At 51.6% G+C, this 18,270-nt stretch carries 13 protein-coding genes; 3 read left to right on the top strand and 10 right to left on the bottom strand.

Features of this window, described 5'->3' with window-relative positions; genetic code table 11:
* Positions 1-5,520 (top strand): gliding motility-associated C-terminal domain-containing protein, encoded by a 5,520-nt coding sequence (locus B036_RS0122735; RefSeq protein ID WP_157472326.1) that lies wholly within the window; start codon positions 1-3, stop codon positions 5,518-5,520.
* A gap of 286 nt (positions 5,521-5,806) precedes the next feature.
* Here the strand turns inward: B036_RS0122735 and B036_RS0122730 are convergent, their stop codons facing one another.
* Both B036_RS0122730 and pheS read right to left on the bottom strand, forming a co-directional pair.
* Positions 5,807-6,763, bottom strand: coding sequence for a magnesium transporter CorA family protein (locus B036_RS0122730; protein WP_020571051.1), 957 nt, complete (start codon positions 6,761-6,763; stop codon positions 5,807-5,809).
* A gap of 293 nt (positions 6,764-7,056) precedes the next feature.
* Positions 7,057-8,115, bottom strand: a complete 1,059-nt coding sequence (pheS, locus tag B036_RS0122725) for a phenylalanine--tRNA ligase subunit alpha (protein WP_020571050.1) — start codon at positions 8,113-8,115, stop codon at positions 7,057-7,059.
* 480 nt (positions 8,116-8,595) lie between these two features.
* On the opposite strand from pheS, the gene B036_RS0122720 reads away from it, so the two are divergent.
* The gene (locus tag B036_RS0122720) at positions 8,596-9,864 is read left to right on the top strand and encodes an O-antigen ligase family protein (protein ID WP_020571049.1); all 1,269 of its coding nucleotides are present in this window, start codon (positions 8,596-8,598) and stop codon (positions 9,862-9,864) included.
* A 127-nt stretch (positions 9,865-9,991) separates the two neighbouring features.
* Here B036_RS0122720 and B036_RS0122715 read toward each other — a convergent pair whose 3' ends face one another.
* From B036_RS0122715 to nagB, 3 genes are all read right to left on the bottom strand, one after another.
* Entirely contained in the window at positions 9,992-10,291 is a 300-nt protein-coding gene (locus B036_RS0122715; protein ID WP_020571048.1) for a putative quinol monooxygenase, read from the bottom strand.
* 149 nt (positions 10,292-10,440) lie between these two features.
* Complete coding sequence (locus B036_RS0122710; RefSeq protein WP_026232263.1) at positions 10,441-11,055, bottom strand: hypothetical protein; 615 nt, start codon at positions 11,053-11,055, stop codon at positions 10,441-10,443.
* A 356-nt stretch (positions 11,056-11,411) separates the two neighbouring features.
* The gene (gene nagB / locus B036_RS0122700) at positions 11,412-13,358 is read right to left on the bottom strand and encodes a glucosamine-6-phosphate deaminase (RefSeq protein WP_020571045.1); all 1,947 of its coding nucleotides are present in this window, start codon (positions 13,356-13,358) and stop codon (positions 11,412-11,414) included.
* A 202-nt stretch (positions 13,359-13,560) separates the two neighbouring features.
* On the opposite strand from nagB, the gene B036_RS30615 reads away from it, so the two are divergent.
* Complete coding sequence (locus tag B036_RS30615; protein ID WP_071596801.1) at positions 13,561-14,307, top strand: 3-keto-disaccharide hydrolase; 747 nt, start codon at positions 13,561-13,563, stop codon at positions 14,305-14,307.
* Positions 14,308-14,355: 48 nt separating this feature from the next.
* Here B036_RS30615 and B036_RS30610 read toward each other — a convergent pair whose 3' ends face one another.
* The 5 genes from B036_RS30610 to fucP all read right to left on the bottom strand — a co-directional run bounded on the left by B036_RS30610 (position 14,356) and on the right by fucP (position 18,226).
* Entirely contained in the window at positions 14,356-14,514 is a 159-nt protein-coding gene (locus B036_RS30610; RefSeq protein WP_020571043.1) for a hypothetical protein, read from the bottom strand.
* A gap of 132 nt (positions 14,515-14,646) precedes the next feature.
* Positions 14,647-15,504, bottom strand: a complete 858-nt coding sequence (locus B036_RS0122685; RefSeq protein WP_020571042.1) for a phosphatase PAP2 family protein — start codon at positions 15,502-15,504, stop codon at positions 14,647-14,649.
* Between the two features lie 53 nt (positions 15,505-15,557).
* Positions 15,558-16,430 carry a phosphatase PAP2 family protein gene (locus tag B036_RS0122680; protein WP_020571041.1) on the bottom strand — a complete coding sequence of 291 codons (873 nt, stop codon included), beginning with the start codon at positions 16,428-16,430 and terminating at the stop codon, positions 15,558-15,560.
* 59 nt (positions 16,431-16,489) lie between these two features.
* Positions 16,490-16,828, bottom strand: a complete 339-nt coding sequence (locus tag B036_RS0122675) for an L-rhamnose mutarotase (protein WP_020571040.1) — start codon at positions 16,826-16,828, stop codon at positions 16,490-16,492.
* Positions 16,829-16,840: 12 nt separating this feature from the next.
* Positions 16,841-18,226 (bottom strand): L-fucose:H+ symporter permease, encoded by a 1,386-nt coding sequence (gene fucP / locus B036_RS0122670; RefSeq protein ID WP_020571039.1) that lies wholly within the window; start codon positions 18,224-18,226, stop codon positions 16,841-16,843.
* Between the last annotated feature and the right edge of the window lie 44 nt (positions 18,227-18,270).

The following is an 18,270-nucleotide window of genomic DNA, read 5'->3' as shown; positions in this document are numbered from 1 at the left end:
GTGAAAAAAATTCTTTCTCCTCGTTTCGCTGGTAGTTGGTTTATTCCAATACTATGCTTATTGACTTTTACTACCCTTTATGCCGGTGGCATCAAAGACGTAGCTCCAACAGCTGCTGACGCTCCAGTTCTACTGGAAACAGGCCGAGAAGGCTTTAATCGGTTTGCGGATTATGGCGGCCCTGAAGAAGGTCGTCTTTATATCTCCATCGGGCGCGCAGACGAGGTGCTCTACCTCGGTCTTGCTCCGGAATATACCAATGACGGCGTTCCTTTCAGCAACACGATTTCAAGTCGGTACCAGTTTCGTATCCGGAGGGACAACCCCGGAGGTACTGACCCTGTAGTCCATGGACCTTTCACCCTGACGAACCTCAACGCAAACGTAAACTCGTATGCTGAGGCTGAATATGGGATCTATGACACTACCCAGCAGGTAGGCGGAGAATTCATGTATGTTTTCCGTCCGGGACAAGCCGGCGATTATTACATCGAATTCGATGATGTTTCTGCCGACGGTGATAGCCGGGTAAATATTCCTTTCTGGGACTTTACCGTCGTCAGAGATGAACAACCGGTTGAAGGGCGGGTATGGTCCCGGGGTTGGGCGTTCCGCACACCGCAAGTGACCGGTACTACCCCACCCGATTGTGTTTGGGACCGGGAATTTAATGGTAAGCTTTACAGTTATACCGAAGATGGCTTCGTCTCCTTAATTGATTTTGAGGGAGCTGGGTTCCAGGGACTTTCTTTCAATATTGCCTTCAATAGCTCAGGTCCGGGCAACACCGGTGATCTGGCCGAAGATCGAAAATCTGTTCCTAACGCTAACGCTACCGTTAATGCTCGACAACATAAGATTTTCCTCTCCCTACCCGACATGGAAATATTTCCCGACGGTGTTTGCGGACAAGTAATCGCCGGAGAATCCTTCATTTGTGGAGGTAGTGATGCGCCATACTGCCTTGACGTGGAAGTAACACTACCGGGACAGGTTAATATCCTGCTCGACTTTAATGGTAATGGTGTTTTGGACGATAACAGCACCGACGTTACCCTGGTTTATGAGTTTAATGCTGATTCCCTCAGTACTTGTATACCCTGGAACGGACTACGTGGAGACAGCACCGAAGTAGACTTTACCGACACCGTTGATGTTTACATCACCTATGCTCAGGGCGTCCAGCACTGGTCGGCCTACGATGTGGAATTCATGAAAAACGGTTTCTGTGTACAAACCATTCGCCCCACCTGCGACCAGACCATTAGTTCCAATATCCTCTACTACGATGACCGGGAAATTCCCGAAGACCCTGGTACCGGAGCAATCAAAGACAACCGCGATGGTTGTGTTTGTGATGATAACTGCCGTACGTGGGATAACTTCCAGCTTAACCCAGGCGGGACCTGTAACACTTTCAACGATAGCGAGACCATGGGCTATGGTGACAAAAGCACCCTCAATACCTGGTGGTTCGCTAACAGTCGCTCACAGTTCCGTGCACGCGTTCCGGTAATCAGCGCCAACATTTCTGGTCCTGACAACATCTGCGAAGGTCAAACAGCCATCTTGCGGGCTTCTGATTTCGGTGTTGTAGGTACGCCTACTTTTTTCTGGGAAGGCCCCGGAGTAGATGGTGCAACCACCGACTCCGTTTCTGTGAGTGCCGGCGGTGAATACTGTGTTACCATTATTGACCCTACGGGCTGTTCGAATCGGACTTGTAAAACCCTTATGGCTTCCGAATTCGACAACATTGACCTTCCGGCTGAACTTGATATTTGCTTTGGAGAGTCCATACAGTTACCGACTCCGGGAAACGCTTCTTATACCTACCTCTGGAGCCCCGCTACCGGAATTGACGACATTAACTCAAATCAACCAACCTTCACGCCAACGGATACCACTGTCTATTCTGTAACCATCACTAACGAAAACAGTGACGGTACCGTTTGTGAAGTAAATGCTCAAATAAGACTGAACGTAGCTCCGAACATTAATCTCCAGGTGATCGGTGGCGGACCAATCTGTGATCCAACAACGACCTTCACTGCAACTACTGCAGTTGATGCGGATATTGTCATGTTTGATGCGGCCGGAACTCAGGTTGGTACTGGCAATACTTATACCGTCGATGTAAGTGGAGAGGCGGATTACTTACTGATTGCGACAGACGCTCAGAATTGTATGGACTCCATCATCTTCACGGTTAGTGGAGGGCCTGTGGACGTTTCATTACCAGACACCGTACTTACCTGTCTTTCCGACGGTGTTACGCTCGCGGTAAACAACCTCGATCCAAACGATGTGCTGACCTACAGCTGGACACCGGCCAACATTTTTGATCCGGCAACCATTAATTCTGCGAATCCCGTATTCATTGGCACGCCAGGCGACTACACTGCTTCCGTTGTAATTACGAACCAGTACAACTGTTCCGTGACCGAAGATGTCCAGATCATCTTAATTGATGATACCGGTTCCCTTGCATTCGATGCAGCGGTTAATTGTGACGGTCTTTCCGTAGATTTCACCAACAACAGCACTATAACCTTTGGTTACCTCTATGATTTCGGAGACGGAACAACCAGCACCGAAACCAATCCTACGCATGTATACGCTACTCCAGGCACCTACACCGTCACCCTTTCCCTGATCTATGATCAGGACTGTGTCCTCAGTGTAACCCGGGATGTCACTACATTCGATGCTGTATTGGTGGCAGATATGGAGATCAGCCTGGGAGACTGTGACAACGGATCAGCGTCGTTGAATTTCTCCGATAATAGCCTTAATGCTACGGGTGCCAACCTAACTTACAGTTGGACCTTTACCGGTGTAACCCCAACTTCCAGTACGGATGCCAACCCTTCAGTCACTGTTGACGGATCAGGGACAGTAACCGCCAGCCTAATGGTAACCTCAGCCGATGATTGTACTTCATCGCTGGACACCAGCATCACGGTGGATTTAGCCGTAGTTAGCCTGGCTGACGAAATTGTCATCTGCCCCGGAGAATCAACGGAACTTAATCCTGGTGGCAGCAGCGACCTCACCTACACGTGGACTCCTGCTCCTGACTTCGGAGCCAATGAAGTAAACCCGACCACCAGCACTCCCGGTCAATACATCGTCTCCGTGACGACCGATGCAGCAGACTTTAACTGTTCCAATACCGATACAGTTACAGTTATCATTGCCGACAGTATCAGGCTTGTGATCAGTGGGCCGGATGGTCCGATTTCAGGCGGCGGTGTAATCGACCTCCCATCAATTACCACCTGTGGTAACCCCGTTGATATTTCGGCCGACATCACCACCAATACCGATGTGGACATTACTTACACCGATCTTGATGGGAATGTACTCGGTACCGGAGGCACCTTCACCCTCAATCCTGACAGCCGGGACACGATAGTAATCACCGCAGTTAATCAGTTCGGATGTATGGAACGTGACACGGTCGTCCTCATTAACAATCAGGTTGACGCCGGCATTGATGTTGGTGTAGATGGACTGACCTTCTGTTCAGCCACTGACACCGTTGTTCGGGCCATTAATTTTGACCTGAATGATACCCTTAGCTACCAATGGGGAGCGAATGCCATCATCACTGGACCACTGACCAACGAATTCGTCAACATAACCTCTCCCGCTGAAGGGTCAGTAGACTTACAACTGACGGTTACCAATCAATTTGGTTGTGATACGATGATCACCGTTACAATAATGGCTACACCGTTTACGCCAAATGAATATGACGACGTCATCCAGCCTTGCTTTGCCGATCAGTTTACCATTACCGGAGGCCCGGCAGTGGATGGTTACATCTATGAATGGGTTCCCTCCGATGGCCTTGACCTTACTGATCCTGCAAACCCCGTTGGAACGTTTGACGAAAACGGTAGCCTGATGGTGACCATTACGGACCCCGCTACCGGATGTAGCAGCACACAGGAAATCTCCGTTGAGGTTGCGCCTGAGATCAGCTTCATGGTCATGCCACAGGACACTTCGATCTGTATCCCTGGTGACGTAACCATCAACGGTAGTTCCGTCAACGATAACGTTGAGATAGTTTGGTTCAGTGATGCTGAACTAACTAATCAGGTAGGTACCGGTGCAACCTTCGTGGTAGCGGCCAATGACCCCGGACAAACTTATACAGTTTACGGCCAGGCAACTGATCCAACTTCTGCATGCACTCAGATGATCCCCGTTACGGTAACGACCATACCGTTTACGCCTAATGCATACGATGATGTCATCCAGCCTTGTTTCAAAGATCAGTTTATCATTAACGGCGGCCCGGCAGTAGAAGGTTACACCTACGAATGGGTTCCTTCCGATAATCTGAACCTCACTGATCCTGCGAATCCCATAGGCACTTTTGAGGAAGACGGTACGCTGATGGTCACCATCACTGACCCCGCTACCGGGTGTAGCAGTACACAGGAAATTTCCGTTGATGTATCCCCCGAGATCAGTTTTATGGCCATGCCACAAGACACCACGCTTTGTGCCCCCGGTAACGTAACGATCACCGGCAGTTCCGTTAATGAAAACGTCGAGATTGCCTGGTTCAGCGATGTAGACCTGACCAATCAGGTTGGCACCGGTACTACCTACGTGGTGGAAGCCAGCGAACCCGGACAAACTTATTTGGTGTATGGTCAGGCTACTGATCCGTCATCTGAATGTACCCAGGTAATCCCCGTGACGGTAACGGTTTCTGAATTAACGGCAGGCCTCCCGCTCGACGCGGTGGCAACCTGTACCGATCAGACGCCTTCCATCTTCGGCCCTCAGGGGCCATCAGGCAACCTCAACTATACCTACGAGCCCGCAGGCGCAATCGATGATTCCGACCCGCTGAACCCCGTATTTGTGGGCAGTGGAAACACCGTTGTTACCGTAACCGCTACGGACCCCGCTACCGGCTGTAGTGTTATGCGCGAGATCACCATCACCGTAGAAGACTTCGCAGGCGTTACGGGCATGGCGGACCCCGCCGATATCTTCCTGGGCGAAAGCACTACCCTCTCCGTTGAAGGTTGTGACGATTGTACTTACGAATGGTTCCCGCCCAACGGTAGCTTAACGCCCAACACCGGCGCAATCGTAACGGCTACTCCTGACGAAGCCGGAGTACTCATCTATGAAGTAGAAGTAACCCGTGGTGGTTGTATGCAGATCATCGAAATCGAAGTTCGGGTGGAAGACCCACTTTGTGACGTTGAACACATTTACGTTCCGAATGCTTTCACTCCGAACGGAGACAACCAGAACGACGTGATGCAGGTACGGTCCAATTTCGCGAGCCAAATCTCCGAATTCCGTTTCATCATCTTTAACCGCTGGGGGCAGGAAGTCTACTCCAGTGATGACATCTTCGAAACATGGGATGGCACCATCGAAGGAGACGATCTCGAACCGGATGTGTACGGCTACTGGCTGCGGGTTATTTGTCCTACGGGGCAAGAGCTCATCCAGCAGGGTAATATCTCTATTCTTCGGTAACGCTGCAGGATGGTCAATTAACCGTTGACGCTAAAAAAAAAAGCCGCCGGCATCCTGATGGAAGCCGGCGGCTTTTTTTGTAAATCTCAACTTCGAAACATCGTGGGGCTTAGTCCTTTGCTCCTTGTTCCTTCACTTTGCACCTGCGACCGCGCCCTTATCATGATAAGAATGAAAGGAAAACTAGCAAAGGACCTCCGAGCCAGGGTATATAAAGTGCCTTTCGTTTAGTTTCTAAATAGAACTTAATGCCTGAGTGTTCTTAATGGTTCCTCAAAAGCGCGTCCTAAAACATTCGTTTACGCCGGAAATAGTAGATAACGGCAAAGCTCAGAATGATGGAGAGGACAATGATGCCAATGAAGGCCAGCAGGCTCCCTCCCTGCTCGTAAGGCACGGTAACGTTCATCCCGAAAAAGCTGGCGATGACCATTGGCACGGTAAGCACAATCGTGATGAGCGTAAGCCGCTGAATGGTGATGTTGAGGTTATTCGAGATGATGGAACCGTAAGCATCCATCGTTCCGTTGAGGATATTGATGTAGATATTGGCCATTTCCAAAGCCTGGCCGTTATCAATAATGATGTCTTCAAACAGATCTGCCTGGTCCTCGTCATGGCGTATCTCCAGAAAATCCGTGCGCTTCATTTTCATCTTCAACAGTTCGTTACCATTAAGCGCATTGATGAAATAGACCAGCGACTTTTCGATGCTCAGCAGCTGTTTCAATTCCTTGTTCTGGCTGCTTTCATAAAGCTCCTGCTCAATCAGGTTCCGCTTCACGTTGAGGCGCTTCAGGCAGGTAAGAAAACGATAAACCGTGTGCTCAAAGATGCGCAGAACAAAATGGGACCGCAGAGCCGGGTCAATGTTCCTGATCTTATTTTCGATAAACAACCGTAAGACCGGGTGATTTGCAGATGAAGTAATGGTGATCAGATGATCATCCGCCAGGATGATACCAATTGGAACGGTGATGTAAATGCCTTCATTGTCACCGTCGACCTGCGAGAGCACCGGCGTATTGACAACAATAAGACGTGCACCGTCTTCCCGTTCGTAGCGGGAGCGTTCGTCGGTATCCAGTGGGTCAGTAAGGAAGTCAGGCGGCAACTCGAAATCATTAGCAACGCGGGCAAGCTCCTCGGCGGCAAAAGGCGGCGTCAGGCAAATCCAGCAGTGATCTTCCAGCTGTTCCATCTCTTCCAGACGGCCGTTGCGGGAGGCATAGTAGCTGATCATGGAGGGATGGTTTGGTTAAGGGACGAAGGTAGGCATATAACTAGGATCGGCAAACAGTAAATCAAGCAAATAGCTATTACCTTTTTCAGCTGCTCCGGAAAAGCATCAGGCGCGGTCGCAGGTACAGGGATGGAAGACAAAAAAGCAAAGAGAGACGGCCTGCTCCGTAATTAAACACAGCACCTGGCGCATGATCAGCCCAGAGTAAGGATCCATGGCTCTGTTTAAGGACAGTGAGGTTGTCAGGTTATCGGGTTGTCGGGTTGTGAACAACTCGAAAGCCGTTGCGCGGCTCAAAGTACCCCGGCGAACTGCTTAAGGAACCGTACATCGTTTTCAAACATCAGGCGGATGTCCGTAATGTTATAGAGCAACATGGCTTGCCGCTCAATACCCATGCCGAAGGCGTAGCCCGTATATTTTTCGGGATCGATACCGCAATTGATCAACACCTGGGGGTCAACCATGCCACAGCCAAGGATTTCCAGCCAGCCGGTGCCTTTGGTTATCCGATGATCGTGCTCACTTTCGAGTCCCCACCAAATGTCCATTTCTGCACTTGGTTCGGTGAAGGGGAAGTAGCTTGGGCGAAGGCGTATTTTAGTCTTGTCACCATACATTTCCCGGGCGAAGTGCAGCAGCGTTGCCTTCATGTCGGCAAAGCTGACTTTTTCGGCAATGTATAAGCCTTCCACCTGGTGGAACTGGGCGTGGCTACGCGCACTGATCGTTTCGTTTCGGTACACGCGACCAGGAGCGATGATCCGGATGGGAGGCTGTTGGTTTTCCATCGTGCGGGCCTGCACGGAACTGGTATGGGTACGCAGCAGCATGTCTGCGTTATCCGGTCCGGCGGGCATGCCAGCGGCTACGTAGAAGGTATCCTGCATGTCCCGGGCCGGGTGATCTTCGGGGGTATTCATAGCACTGAAGTTGTGCCAGTCGTCTTCCACCTCGGGGCCTTCGGCAACGGTAAATCCGATGCGTTCGAAGATGCTGATGATGCGCCGCATCGTCAGGGCGATTGGGTGCCGGCTGCCCAGGGGCAACGGCTCCGCAGGGGCCGAAAGGTCGAACTTTGCACCTGCGTCCGCGCCTGCTTGTGCTGCGGTGGCCGCCTGTAAAGCATCGAATTTAGCCTGCGCTACTTCCTTGGCCCGGTTTACCAACTGTCCGAAATCACGCTTCTGCTCATTCGGGATGTTACGCATCTCGCCCATAAGCGGCTTCAATACGTTCTTGGTACCGAGATAACGGATGCGAAATGCTTCCACAGCTTCGGGCGTTGTAGCCGTAGCTTGTTCGATATCTTTAATGAGGGCTTCTACCCGGTCAAATACTTCATGTGCCATATTGCCGCAAAGATAGTTTTTTGATACAAAAGCGTTTGCATGGAAAGGATGGCGAAGTCCGGAAGTTGCGGTACTTTTCCGTTTCCGGTGAGGCGTAGGGTCAGTAGGCGCGGTCGCAGGTGCAAAGTGAAGGGGTGAATGAGCTACCGCTGCTACCGTTCACCGCCCTGCGGGCGCTCACCATGGGCGAACAGACATGACGCTGAAGGCTATTCCGACGTCGGTTATTCACTTATTCTTAAATTCGCTTATTCTCTTGCAGGCGCGGCCGCAGGTGCAGAGAAAGGAGAGAAGGAGCAAAAGGAGAAAGGATAATGGTTCTCCGGAATTTTGTTTCCTTCCAGGCAGGAAACAGCGCTTAGTCCTGCCGTAATACAACGTCCTACAGGTTTAGCGTATCTGTTCTTCAAAGGAAACGATTGAGTAGTACTTTCGCCGTTACTGCACCGCAAAGCAAAAGCAGATCAACCACCTCTTACTATGCCCCTGTTCTCCCGCGACAACGTTGAAATTGCCCGCTATTACCTGACCATACTGATGGTCGCCGGCGTCTTTTTCGGGCTTATCTTTTCTCCTCCTTTCATCTCCGTAGGTTTGATTTCGCTGGTGATCCTCGGATTATTGGATCCGCTGAAAGGGATCAACCCGCGTTGGCGGCAGAATTTTGTGATGGCCCTTCGCTCACCAATGTTCTGGGCCATAACCTCGCTTTACTTACTATTAGTAGTTGGAATCTGGCAAACCGAAGATTGGGGGTATTTCACGGAGCGACTACGCATAAAGGTCCCTCTGCTGGCACTTCCCATTGTCTGGCCCGGCCTACCAGTTTTCAGTGCCCGCGAACGCGGTTGGCTGTTTGGCGGGTTCGCGCTGTTCGTTCTGGGCGTTTTGGTGGCGGTAATGGTTAACTACTCCCTCAATTTCGCCGAAATCAACGATATGATCAGGCGAGGACAGGCCATGCCGGTACCTCGCAACCATATTCGTTTCAGCTTGCTGGTAGCGCTGGCTACTCTGCTTAGCGTTGGCGCTTTCCGTTTGAATACTTTTGGTTGGGGAAAAATCTGGCTGGTGACTGGCGGCTTACTATTCATCGGGCAGCATTTCCTGGCCGTCAGAAGTGGACTGGCCGGAGCTTACGGCGGTATTGGCGTGCTGGTGCTGGCCCTTGCGTGGGAACGGGGGACGTGGTGGCCTGCGGTAGTTGGGCTGATTGGCCTGGCAGCGTTACCGGTAGTTGCTTATGTGGCAGTTCCCAGTTTCCAAACCAAGATCAACTATGCCCGGTACGAACTATTTCATCGTAACCCGGCGGAAGACAAAGGGGATTATAGCGACGGGGGACGCCTGACCAGCCTCCGGCTGGGCTTAGAGGTTTGGCAAGACCATCCACTTGTGGGCGTAGGACCAGGGAACCTTCTCCAGGAAATGGATGCCCGGTTTGCGGAGGTGCTCCCCGGCGTGGAAGGGAAACGGCCACACAACCAGTTCGTCAGCGCCCTGGCCGGTAGTGGCCTGCTGGGCGGCCTGGTTACCCTGGGAAGCTTTTTGGTATTGGGGTGGATTGGCGTAAGGCACAAAAAGCCCGTTTACCTGGCGGTCTGGAGTGTCTTTTTCCTGAGTTGCCTTGTGGAGAACACCCTGGAGACCTCTGCGGGAGTAACGATGTTTTGCGTGTTTCTTTTGTTGGTGGCGGGGTACCCCAGACCAAGCCTGGAAGCCTCCACACCTCCGGTAGAGGAATTATAGTCCGAGCTCGGGCAAGAGAGTATAGCGACATTGGCAGATGTCACACATGCAAGCTATCGCAAGCACCCGCTCCGGGAGCCTGACGGCCCCGTTCGCTCTCGGGCTGAAAGCCCTCGCCCTTAATTACCTACTCCATCCCCATCAGCAGATCCGCCTCCATTACCTCCGGGTCTTTCCGGAATAAAGGCTTGATTTGCTTGAAGAAAGCATCGTGTTCTGCGTCGGCTACGTGGGCCTCAAAGTCTGCATAAGTATCCCAACATTCCATCGTGGCAAACTGGCTCGGGTCTTCACGGTCACGGATAAGGTAAAAGAAGAGGCAGCCTTCCTTACGGCGACTATCTGCGGCGTGCTTAGCGAAAATAGGTGCGAAATTATCGGCGTTGTCGAGTTCAAATTTGGCGACGAGGTAAAGTTGCTTTGACATGGGCGTTGGTTAGTTACCCTCGTACAATGCAGGTCGTAGCCGGTAGGTTCAGCGCAAAGTCGAAAAGGATACGAAAGTAATAGCCACCCAACATGCCCCAACAAGCTGAACGGGCGGACTATTTAAGTATAAATTACTCGATTACCCGACTAAAAAGGCGGTGCAAACAACCGTACTGAGTCAAAAAACCGGTCAGCGCTCTTATTAAGTCCTGCAGCCTGAAGGCTAAAAACCTTTAGTTCGTAGTACCGGTTGCCGGCAACGCCGGCAAGTGTACGCGCGCTGGCGGTCCCCCCTTTACTTGGGTAATCAATCCGCCACTGACGGGCGGGGTAGCCCGAGATCACTTTGTCTGTAGCATAGATCACTTCTCCTCCCACAGCAATTGCTGCTTCTTCTTCGGTACTTACCAGGAATTCACTGACCAGCTCCAGACTATCATGGTGGATACTCCCTGCAGGATAATCGACGTAGCTGAGTGCATAAATGATGTTTTCCGCTTCGTTCTTGTCCGGTACCTGTAAAAAGAAAGTATGGTACACCTGCTCCCCAACCGCCGTCTCCACTGTATCAACCTTATGCGTTAGTTCTGACGGCGTCACTACACGGAAGCGACCATCGAGGTTGTTCAGTTCCGTCCAACGTTGTTGCTTCTCCCAGCTTTTGTCCAGCTTCGCCACCAACTGCGGGGTTTGAGCCGACAAGGTGGAAAGGGAGAAAGGAGAAAGTGCAAAAAGAAAAAGCGCAAAAAGTAATCTTAGCATGGGGGAAAGACAATGTCTTGAGGGACAGAGTTGGTTATGGGACGGGGTTTTATTGGTTTGGTAACGTTGCGGGGGTCGCTTCGCTCCCGTTGCAGGGGTTGCAGGGGTTGCAGGGGTTGCAGGGGTTGCAGGGGTTGCAGGGGTTGCAGGGGTTGCAGGGGTTGCAGGGGTTGCAGGGGTTGCACAAAAAAAATTGCCGCAGGCAATTCAGCGAATTTTTTGGTGTTTTTTTTGACAGAAACCTCGTTTTACGAGCACAGCGAGCTGCCTCATGCGGTAGCTGCAACCTGCAATGGGAGCGTAAGCGACCTTGCAACTTGCAACTTGTAACTTGCAACTTGTAACTGCGAACGCAGTTAAAACCGCCACCGCCGAAACGCCTCAATCGCCTCATACTCCGTAAGCCCAAGTTGGTTGTAGGCCCGCGCCGTCTCCCGGTTCCGCTGTTCGGCACGCTGCCAGAACTCTCGGTCATCTTCTCCCTGGAACATTACCCCATCTTTCTGGCTCTGGTGGAAGAAAATAGCCTGACGCTTCTTTTCAACTTCTTGCGGACTGAGTGGGATGGCCATTTCAATCTCGTTAATTGGCCATTCCTGCCAGGCTCCCCGATAAAGCCAAAGCCAGGTGTCTTTAATCGCCTTATCTCCCTTCAGTTGATCCAGTGCGGCGAAGATGGCGTCGAGGCAGACCTTGTGCGTACCGTGCGGATCAGCCAGGTCTCCGGCAGCAAAGATTTGGTGCGGCCGCACCTCCCTGATCAGGTTCATCACGATATCTATATCAGCTTGGCTGATGGGGTTCTTTTTACTCTTTCCCGTTTCGTAAAAGGGCATATCCAGGAAGTGGATCTGATCATCATTCAGGCCGCAGAACCTGGCACCCGCTGCGGCTTCGCCGCGGCGGATCAACCCCTTGATGCTTCGCACAACCTTCAGGTCTTTCTCCCGGCTGGGGTCAGGATTACGCAGCGCTGCAATGGCTTCATCCAGCGCAGGGTTCTCTACCTGATCACGTTGGTTAAAATCTTGCGCAAATTCAGCAAACCGCAGGGCATCCAAATCGGATACGGCAATGTTGCCACTTGTTTGATAGGCAACATGGACTTCGTGCCCCTGATCTACCAGCCGGAGGAAGGTGCCCCCCATGCTAATGACGTCATCGTCGGGGTGAGGGCTGAAGAGGATCACCCGCTTCTTTGCCGGGTCCTTCCGCTCTGGTCGCTGGCTATCGTCGACGTTCGGTTTGCCCCCCGGCCAACCGGTAATGGTATGTTGCAGGATGTTGAACATCTGGATGTTCAGTTCATAGGCGGAACCGTCGCGTGCGAGCAGGTCAGACATACCGTTATTATTGTAGTCGCGTTCCGTTAGCTTGAGGATCGGCTTTTCTACGTAGGTAGAGAGCCAAACGATGGCTTTTCGGGAAAGGCTGTCGTCCCAGGTACAGGGGCCCACTAACCAGGGAGTTTTGAAACGACGGAGTTCCGAGCACGCTTCCTGGTCGAGAAGAATGGTCAGGTTCTCATGGTCCTGGAGGTAAGACGCGGGCACGGTTCCGGTCCGGGGACCTTCTACCGCCGTCTGGACTATTCCCGCTTTCTTATGTCCCCAGGCAACGAGGACCACACGGTGGGCTTTCCTGATCGTATCAATGCCCATCGTAATGGCCCGGGTAGGCACATTATTCATTCCCTGAAAATCTGGAGCGGCATCCACCCTTGTCAGGTGATCGAGGGTGATTAGTCGGGTCAGGCTGCGGGGATTAGAACCAGGCTCATTGAAACCTACGTGCCCCGTTCGGCCGATGCCCAGCAGCTGAAAATCGAGTCCTCCGTGGTCGTTGATCATCTGCTCATAATCCATACAGTGCTGGTATACATCCGCCAGTTCGATCCGGCCATCGGGCAAGTGAACGTTCTTCGGATCGATATCGACGTGGCTAAACAGGTGCTCGTGCATGAAGTACCAGTAGGACCGATGGTCTGAGCGGTCCATCGGGAAGTATTCGTCGAGATTGAAAGTGACAACGTTGCTGAAGCTGAGTCCTTCTTCTTTGTGTAACCTGACCAGTTCTTCGTACACCCGGATCGGTGAAGACCCCGTGGCCAGCCCCAGCACGCATTTCTGGCGTGCATAAGCCTTGGCCCGAATCAGATCGGCAATCTCGTGAGCAACAGCAACGGATGCGTCACCGGAATCTCCAAAAACTTCCACGTGCATTTTCTCGTAGCGGGTAACGTCCGTACGGCCTACATGACGGTAGGAGATATCGGCTTTGGCGGTAGTATGGATAGGTAGCATGGATACTGACTTTTAGCTGAATCTGTTTCAGCGTGCGTAAAGGAGCAGGGACAGATATGGAACAGACATCCACAAATGAAAAAAAAATGACTCCCAGGCCAAAGCTAGTAATTTTGCAGGAATGAGATAAACCCACTTTTTTCTACCTTAACCGATCCCAAAGCGATGTAAACGTTTTACCTGAATTTTCTAATTAACCGCTATGAGAACTCTCTTGTCCCTGCTCTTAATGTCCTTACTTTGCACCTGCGACCCCGCCCCTAAAACAGTTGACACCGCAACCGACGATACGGGGATGATGGAATCACCTGCTTTCTCCAGTACCTGGGAAGTCCTGTTCGACGGTTCCTCCACCGACAAATGGCGCAGCTATAATAAAGCAACCTTTCCCACCAGGGGCTGGCGGATAGAAAACGATGAACTCATGGTGGAGCACTCCGGCACCGAAGAAGACGGCTTCGGTGGGGATATTATCACCAAGGATAAATTCACCGACTTCGAACTGGAAGTGGAGTTTGCCCTCACCGACACTTCCAACAGTGGTATTTTCTACCTCGTTCAGGAAATCGAAAGCACCCCCATCTGGCACTCCGCTCCGGAATACCAACTGCTTGATGACGAGACTTACAAAGCAACATACGAGGGTCTTACCCTGGCCCAATGTACCGGTGCCAACTATGATATGCACCCGCAGAAGATCAACCACAGCAACCCGATCGGGGAATGGAACAAAGCGCGTATCACCAAAAAGGGCAACCACGTGGAGCACTGGCTGAACGGTAACCTGGTCATCGAATACGACCTGTATTCCGACGACTGGAAAGCGCGCTACGCCAAAAGTAAATTTGCCGATTACCCCACCTACGCCCAAGATAAACCCGGACACCTGGGCTTACAGGATCATGGGCATTTATGCCGGTTTCGAAATATTCGGGTTCGGAGGGAGTAGTGGGTAGTTCGTAGTCGGTAGTGCGATGCTCACTGGCGCTGGTAAATTCTAGACTTGCGGAATCTTCCGTAGCTCCTCGATGCTTTTCTCTTCAAGTTCTTTGATCGGGATCCGTTCTGAAGTGTCGGCAATGGGAGCAGGCTGAATTGTCTTTGCAAAATCCTCAGCGTTGGGATCGTCTTTATTCTCACTGGCGGGCCCAGACAAGAATAGTAGTGAAAATAGGGCTGTTTTTATTTTCACCCTAGTCACATTTGGCTAAAAACGCGAAGCGTTTTCGGTAGCCCTCACCAGTGTGACCGCCGCAGGCAGCCGCGAAGCGCACGGTTGGGAGGGGGGTTAAAAAACCAACGAGAACCCCAGCCCTGCGGCCCCATTCCCGTACAGCGGGGTCACCATCGCCTTAGTCTTATGCTTCTTCTCCCACCAACGGTGGAATTCTGGCACCATGATGCCGCTGAAGGCACCGACTCCCAGGCCGATGGCCGAGTCGGTAGGGAAATGTTTGAGTGCCTTTACCCGCAATATTCCGGTGACGATGCCAGGGACGGAAGCCGCCCCATAGATCAGCGCTTTTTGGCCTCCAGTCAGGTCGGGGTTATGATCGGTGATGATCTTGGCGTAGAAATACCAGCCGGTAGCCGTCGTGCTTACGTGCCCACTGAAGGTGCTGTTCTGGGTGTTGCCGTTGGTCCGCTGGCCAAATTCTTCTTCTTCATAAAAGGCGCGGGGACGGAGGCGATCAATACCAGCAGGACCAAAGGGTGCATAGCCATAAAAGAGGCCCTGGACCATTTGTGCTTCGAGGTACATCATGGTGATGTCCTTCCATTCATCACGGTATTTTTTCCAGATGAACAGGGTGAAAGGGGCCACCTGCCCACCGATGAAAAAAGCATCAGAGAGCTTCGCCGCACTTTCGGCCTTATCGTAGTCTTGCCGCAGACCAATGCGGTCGATACCCGGGACATCGTCGGGATTCAAGAGATCAAGATCAATTTGGGTAAGGGGCGTCTTTTCCCGAAAATCTTTGAGTTTTTCCTGTCCAAAATAAAAGCCGGCGATGGTCACCGGAAGGCTGATCAGCGGTTTGACGCGATAGATCTTTGCAGGCGGTTCCAGCGAATCACTTATTTGGGCGCGGACGCTGGTGCAGAAGGAAAGAATAAGGAGCAAGGGAAGTAAGGATGCTTTCATTGAGCGGGGTTGAATATGCTGGTGAGAACTTGGTTAACCTGAAACAAGTTCACTCAAAAGTGTAGGGTAAAGCTGCCACCAACCGCTCCGCCGCCGTAGAGCGGGGCGACCATGGCCCTCGTACGGTGGCGCTTCGCCCACCACCGGTGAAACTCCGGCACCATGATACCGCTGATGGCACCAACACCCAAACCAATCATTGTATCCGTTGGGTAATGCTTTACGGCCCTGACCCGGAGGTAGGCCGTAGCCAATCCGGGTACTGAAGCAGCGGAATAAAGCAGCACTTTTTGTCCCCCGGTAAGGTCCGGGTTATAATCGTCGATCATCTTAGCCAGAAAATAAAACCCGGTAGACGCCGTGCTGACGTGCCCACTGAAGGTACTGCTGCGTTGTTGGCCATTGGTACGGGAGTCAAACTCCGCTTCGTCGTAATATACCCGTGGCCGGTAGCGGTCAATGCTCGTCGGGCCGAACGGCGCGTAGCCGTAAAACAGGCCCTGGGTTGCTTGTGCTTCGAGGTACATCAAACCGATGTTGATCCAGTCTTTACGGTATTTCTTCCAACCGAACAGTGCCAGTGGTGCCAGTTGACCGGCACCGAACAGGTAGTCGGAGACGATGGCCGCCTGCTTATGTTTACTGAAGTCCTGCCGCAGGGCGATCCGGTCGATGCCTGCAACATCGTCAGGGTTCAGCACATCCAGTTCTATCTGCGTGATCACTGGCTTGTCCTGTAAGCTCCGCAACCTTGTAGCGCTGGCGTATGACCCGATGATCACCAATGGAGCACTGACCCAACGATTTACCCGGTGAATTTCATAGTCCTCCTCGCCAAAAGCAGGAGCTATAGTGTCGGAGAATTGTGCGGTAAGCTGGAGGCTTCCGGTAAAGACCAGTAGAAGCGAAAAAAACGTAAGTTTCATAAGGAGGGGTGTTAATACTGCCCCCCCTACAACCAAAAGTAAATTTACAAGGTTCGATTTTATAATTTAAAAATCCTTTCCATCTCCACCCATTTCTCCCCATCGCGGGCAAAAGGCAAGCGTTGCTGAAAGGTATCCATCAACCTTTCCCATTCCTGCACTTTGGGGCTGGCGGCATCTGCGGCGGCTTTCGCCGCCGGGTCATAATCATCCGTGGTCGTCATGATCATGAACAGCCGGTTTCCTGCCAGGAATATCTCCATATCGGTGATGCCCGCAGAGGTAATACTCTCGGTTATCTCGGGCCAGGCGTTGCCGGCGGCATGGTAAGTTTTGTATTTTTCGATAAGGGCAGGATCATCTTTCAGATCACAGGCAAAAAAGCGGCGGTTTGACATAGAATCCTGAGTTTAGTCGTTTTCAGTTGCTGCTTGCACCTTATATCCCGCTACCGTCAGGCCGTAAATTGCGACAACCACAAAGCAGCAAAAGGGAAGGATGAAGGAGAAGTTTACTTCCGGAACACCCATGATCAGGGTATCCGTGTAGCCTCCTCCACCGATGTCAAGAATTTTACCTTGCATTACGGGCATAGCCGCACCACCAACAATAGCCATTACAAGGAAAGCTGCTCCAAACTTGGCGTCTTCTCCCTGGCCCTCCAGGGCAATGCCGTAGATGGTCGGGAACATGATGGACATGAATAGAGATACCCCCACTAAACTGTAAAGACCTGTTATGCCCTGAACGAATATGGTACAAAGTGTAAAGGCACCTGCGCCGACCGCAAAGAAGAACAGGAGGCGACCACCAGTGAAGTACTTAAGCAAGAAAGTGCCTATCCAGCGACCGACCATAAAGATAACCAATGCAGCTACTGCGTAATACACTGCATCCGCATTGGCAATACCGATAGATTCAGCAAGCTGGTAGACGTAAGTCCAACACATAATCTGAGCACCAACATAGAAAGCCTGGGCAACGACGCCACCAACAAATCGATATTGTGACCATAATCGCCCCAGAGCTGCCCAAATTCCCAGGCCATCATCTTTTTCCTCTTTCTCCGGCATTTTGGTCAGAAGAAACAGGATTAACATCCCAATCACGGCGATGCCCAGTACAACGTAGGGGTTACGAATAGTAGCCAGGTCTTCCGTCCGGATACCAGCTCTCTCGGTCGCATCTAAGGCGGCATAAGCTTTTGCTCCCAGGTCTCCGGCAGTTTGGCCTAGCCGCTCCCCTATTGGAAGCGCTTCATAGGCTGAATGTCCAAGGTCTTCCACCCGGAGTTTAGACAGGATGAATTGCTGTGCCACCAGTAGGCCACCAAGCGCTCCAATGGGATTAAACGCCTGTGCCAAATTTAGTCGTTGTGTAGCGGTCTCCTCTGAGCCGAGGGTCATAACATATGGACTCGCAGTTGTCTCTAGAAAAGCCAGTCCACAGGTGATCACGAAGTACGAAAGCAGGAAGAAACTAAAACTTTCCGTTTTTGCTGCTGGATAAAACAGGAGTGCACCAATAGCATAGAGTGCTAAACCAATTATGATGGCTTTTTTATAAGAATACTTCTTCGCAAAGATGGCCGCAGGAAGGGCCATGAAAAAGTAACCGACGTAAAAAGCACCTTGAACGTAAGATGCACTGGTATTATCCAGCTCCAGCACCTTCTTAAAAGCGGAAACCATCGGGTTAGTAATATCGTTGGCGAATCCCCACAAGGCAAACAAGGAGGTAACGATGATAAAGGGAAGGAGATATTGCTTGGGGACTAAAGCTTTAGAGTTTTCCATGAATGGGTATGTCTTGTAGTGCGTGATCGAATTAAAAAAGTTGT

This window comes from Neolewinella persica DSM 23188 (assembly GCF_000373105.1).
Taxonomy (GTDB): Bacteria; Bacteroidota; Bacteroidia; order Chitinophagales; family Saprospiraceae; genus Neolewinella; species Neolewinella persica.
This window is presented reverse-complemented; position numbering and strand designations above follow the sequence as displayed.

What these genes read in the sequence shown, in the direction of transcription:
- B036_RS0122730 (WP_020571051.1), bottom strand. Translation starts at nt 6,763, where the DNA reads ATGATCAGCTACTATGCCTCCCGCAACGGCCGTCTGGAAGAGATGGAA.
- pheS (WP_020571050.1), bottom strand. Translation starts at nt 8,115, where the DNA reads ATGGCACATGAAGTATTTGACCGGGTAGAAGCCCTCATTAAAGATATC.
- B036_RS0122720 (WP_020571049.1), top strand. Translation starts at nt 8,596, where the DNA reads ATGCCCCTGTTCTCCCGCGACAACGTTGAAATTGCCCGCTATTACCTG.
- B036_RS0122715 (WP_020571048.1), bottom strand. Translation starts at nt 10,291, where the DNA reads ATGTCAAAGCAACTTTACCTCGTCGCCAAATTTGAACTCGACAACGCC.
- B036_RS0122710 (WP_026232263.1), bottom strand. Translation starts at nt 11,055, where the DNA reads ATGCTAAGATTACTTTTTGCGCTTTTTCTTTTTGCACTTTCTCCTTTC.
- nagB (WP_020571045.1), bottom strand. Translation starts at nt 13,358, where the DNA reads ATGCTACCTATCCATACTACCGCCAAAGCCGATATCTCCTACCGTCAT.
- B036_RS30615 (WP_071596801.1), top strand. Translation starts at nt 13,561, where the DNA reads ATGAGAACTCTCTTGTCCCTGCTCTTAATGTCCTTACTTTGCACCTGC.
- B036_RS0122685 (WP_020571042.1), bottom strand. Translation starts at nt 15,504, where the DNA reads ATGAAAGCATCCTTACTTCCCTTGCTCCTTATTCTTTCCTTCTGCACC.
- B036_RS0122680 (WP_020571041.1), bottom strand. Translation starts at nt 16,430, where the DNA reads ATGAAACTTACGTTTTTTTCGCTTCTACTGGTCTTTACCGGAAGCCTC.
- B036_RS0122675 (WP_020571040.1), bottom strand. Translation starts at nt 16,828, where the DNA reads ATGTCAAACCGCCGCTTTTTTGCCTGTGATCTGAAAGATGATCCTGCC.
- fucP (WP_020571039.1), bottom strand. Translation starts at nt 18,226, where the DNA reads ATGGAAAACTCTAAAGCTTTAGTCCCCAAGCAATATCTCCTTCCCTTT.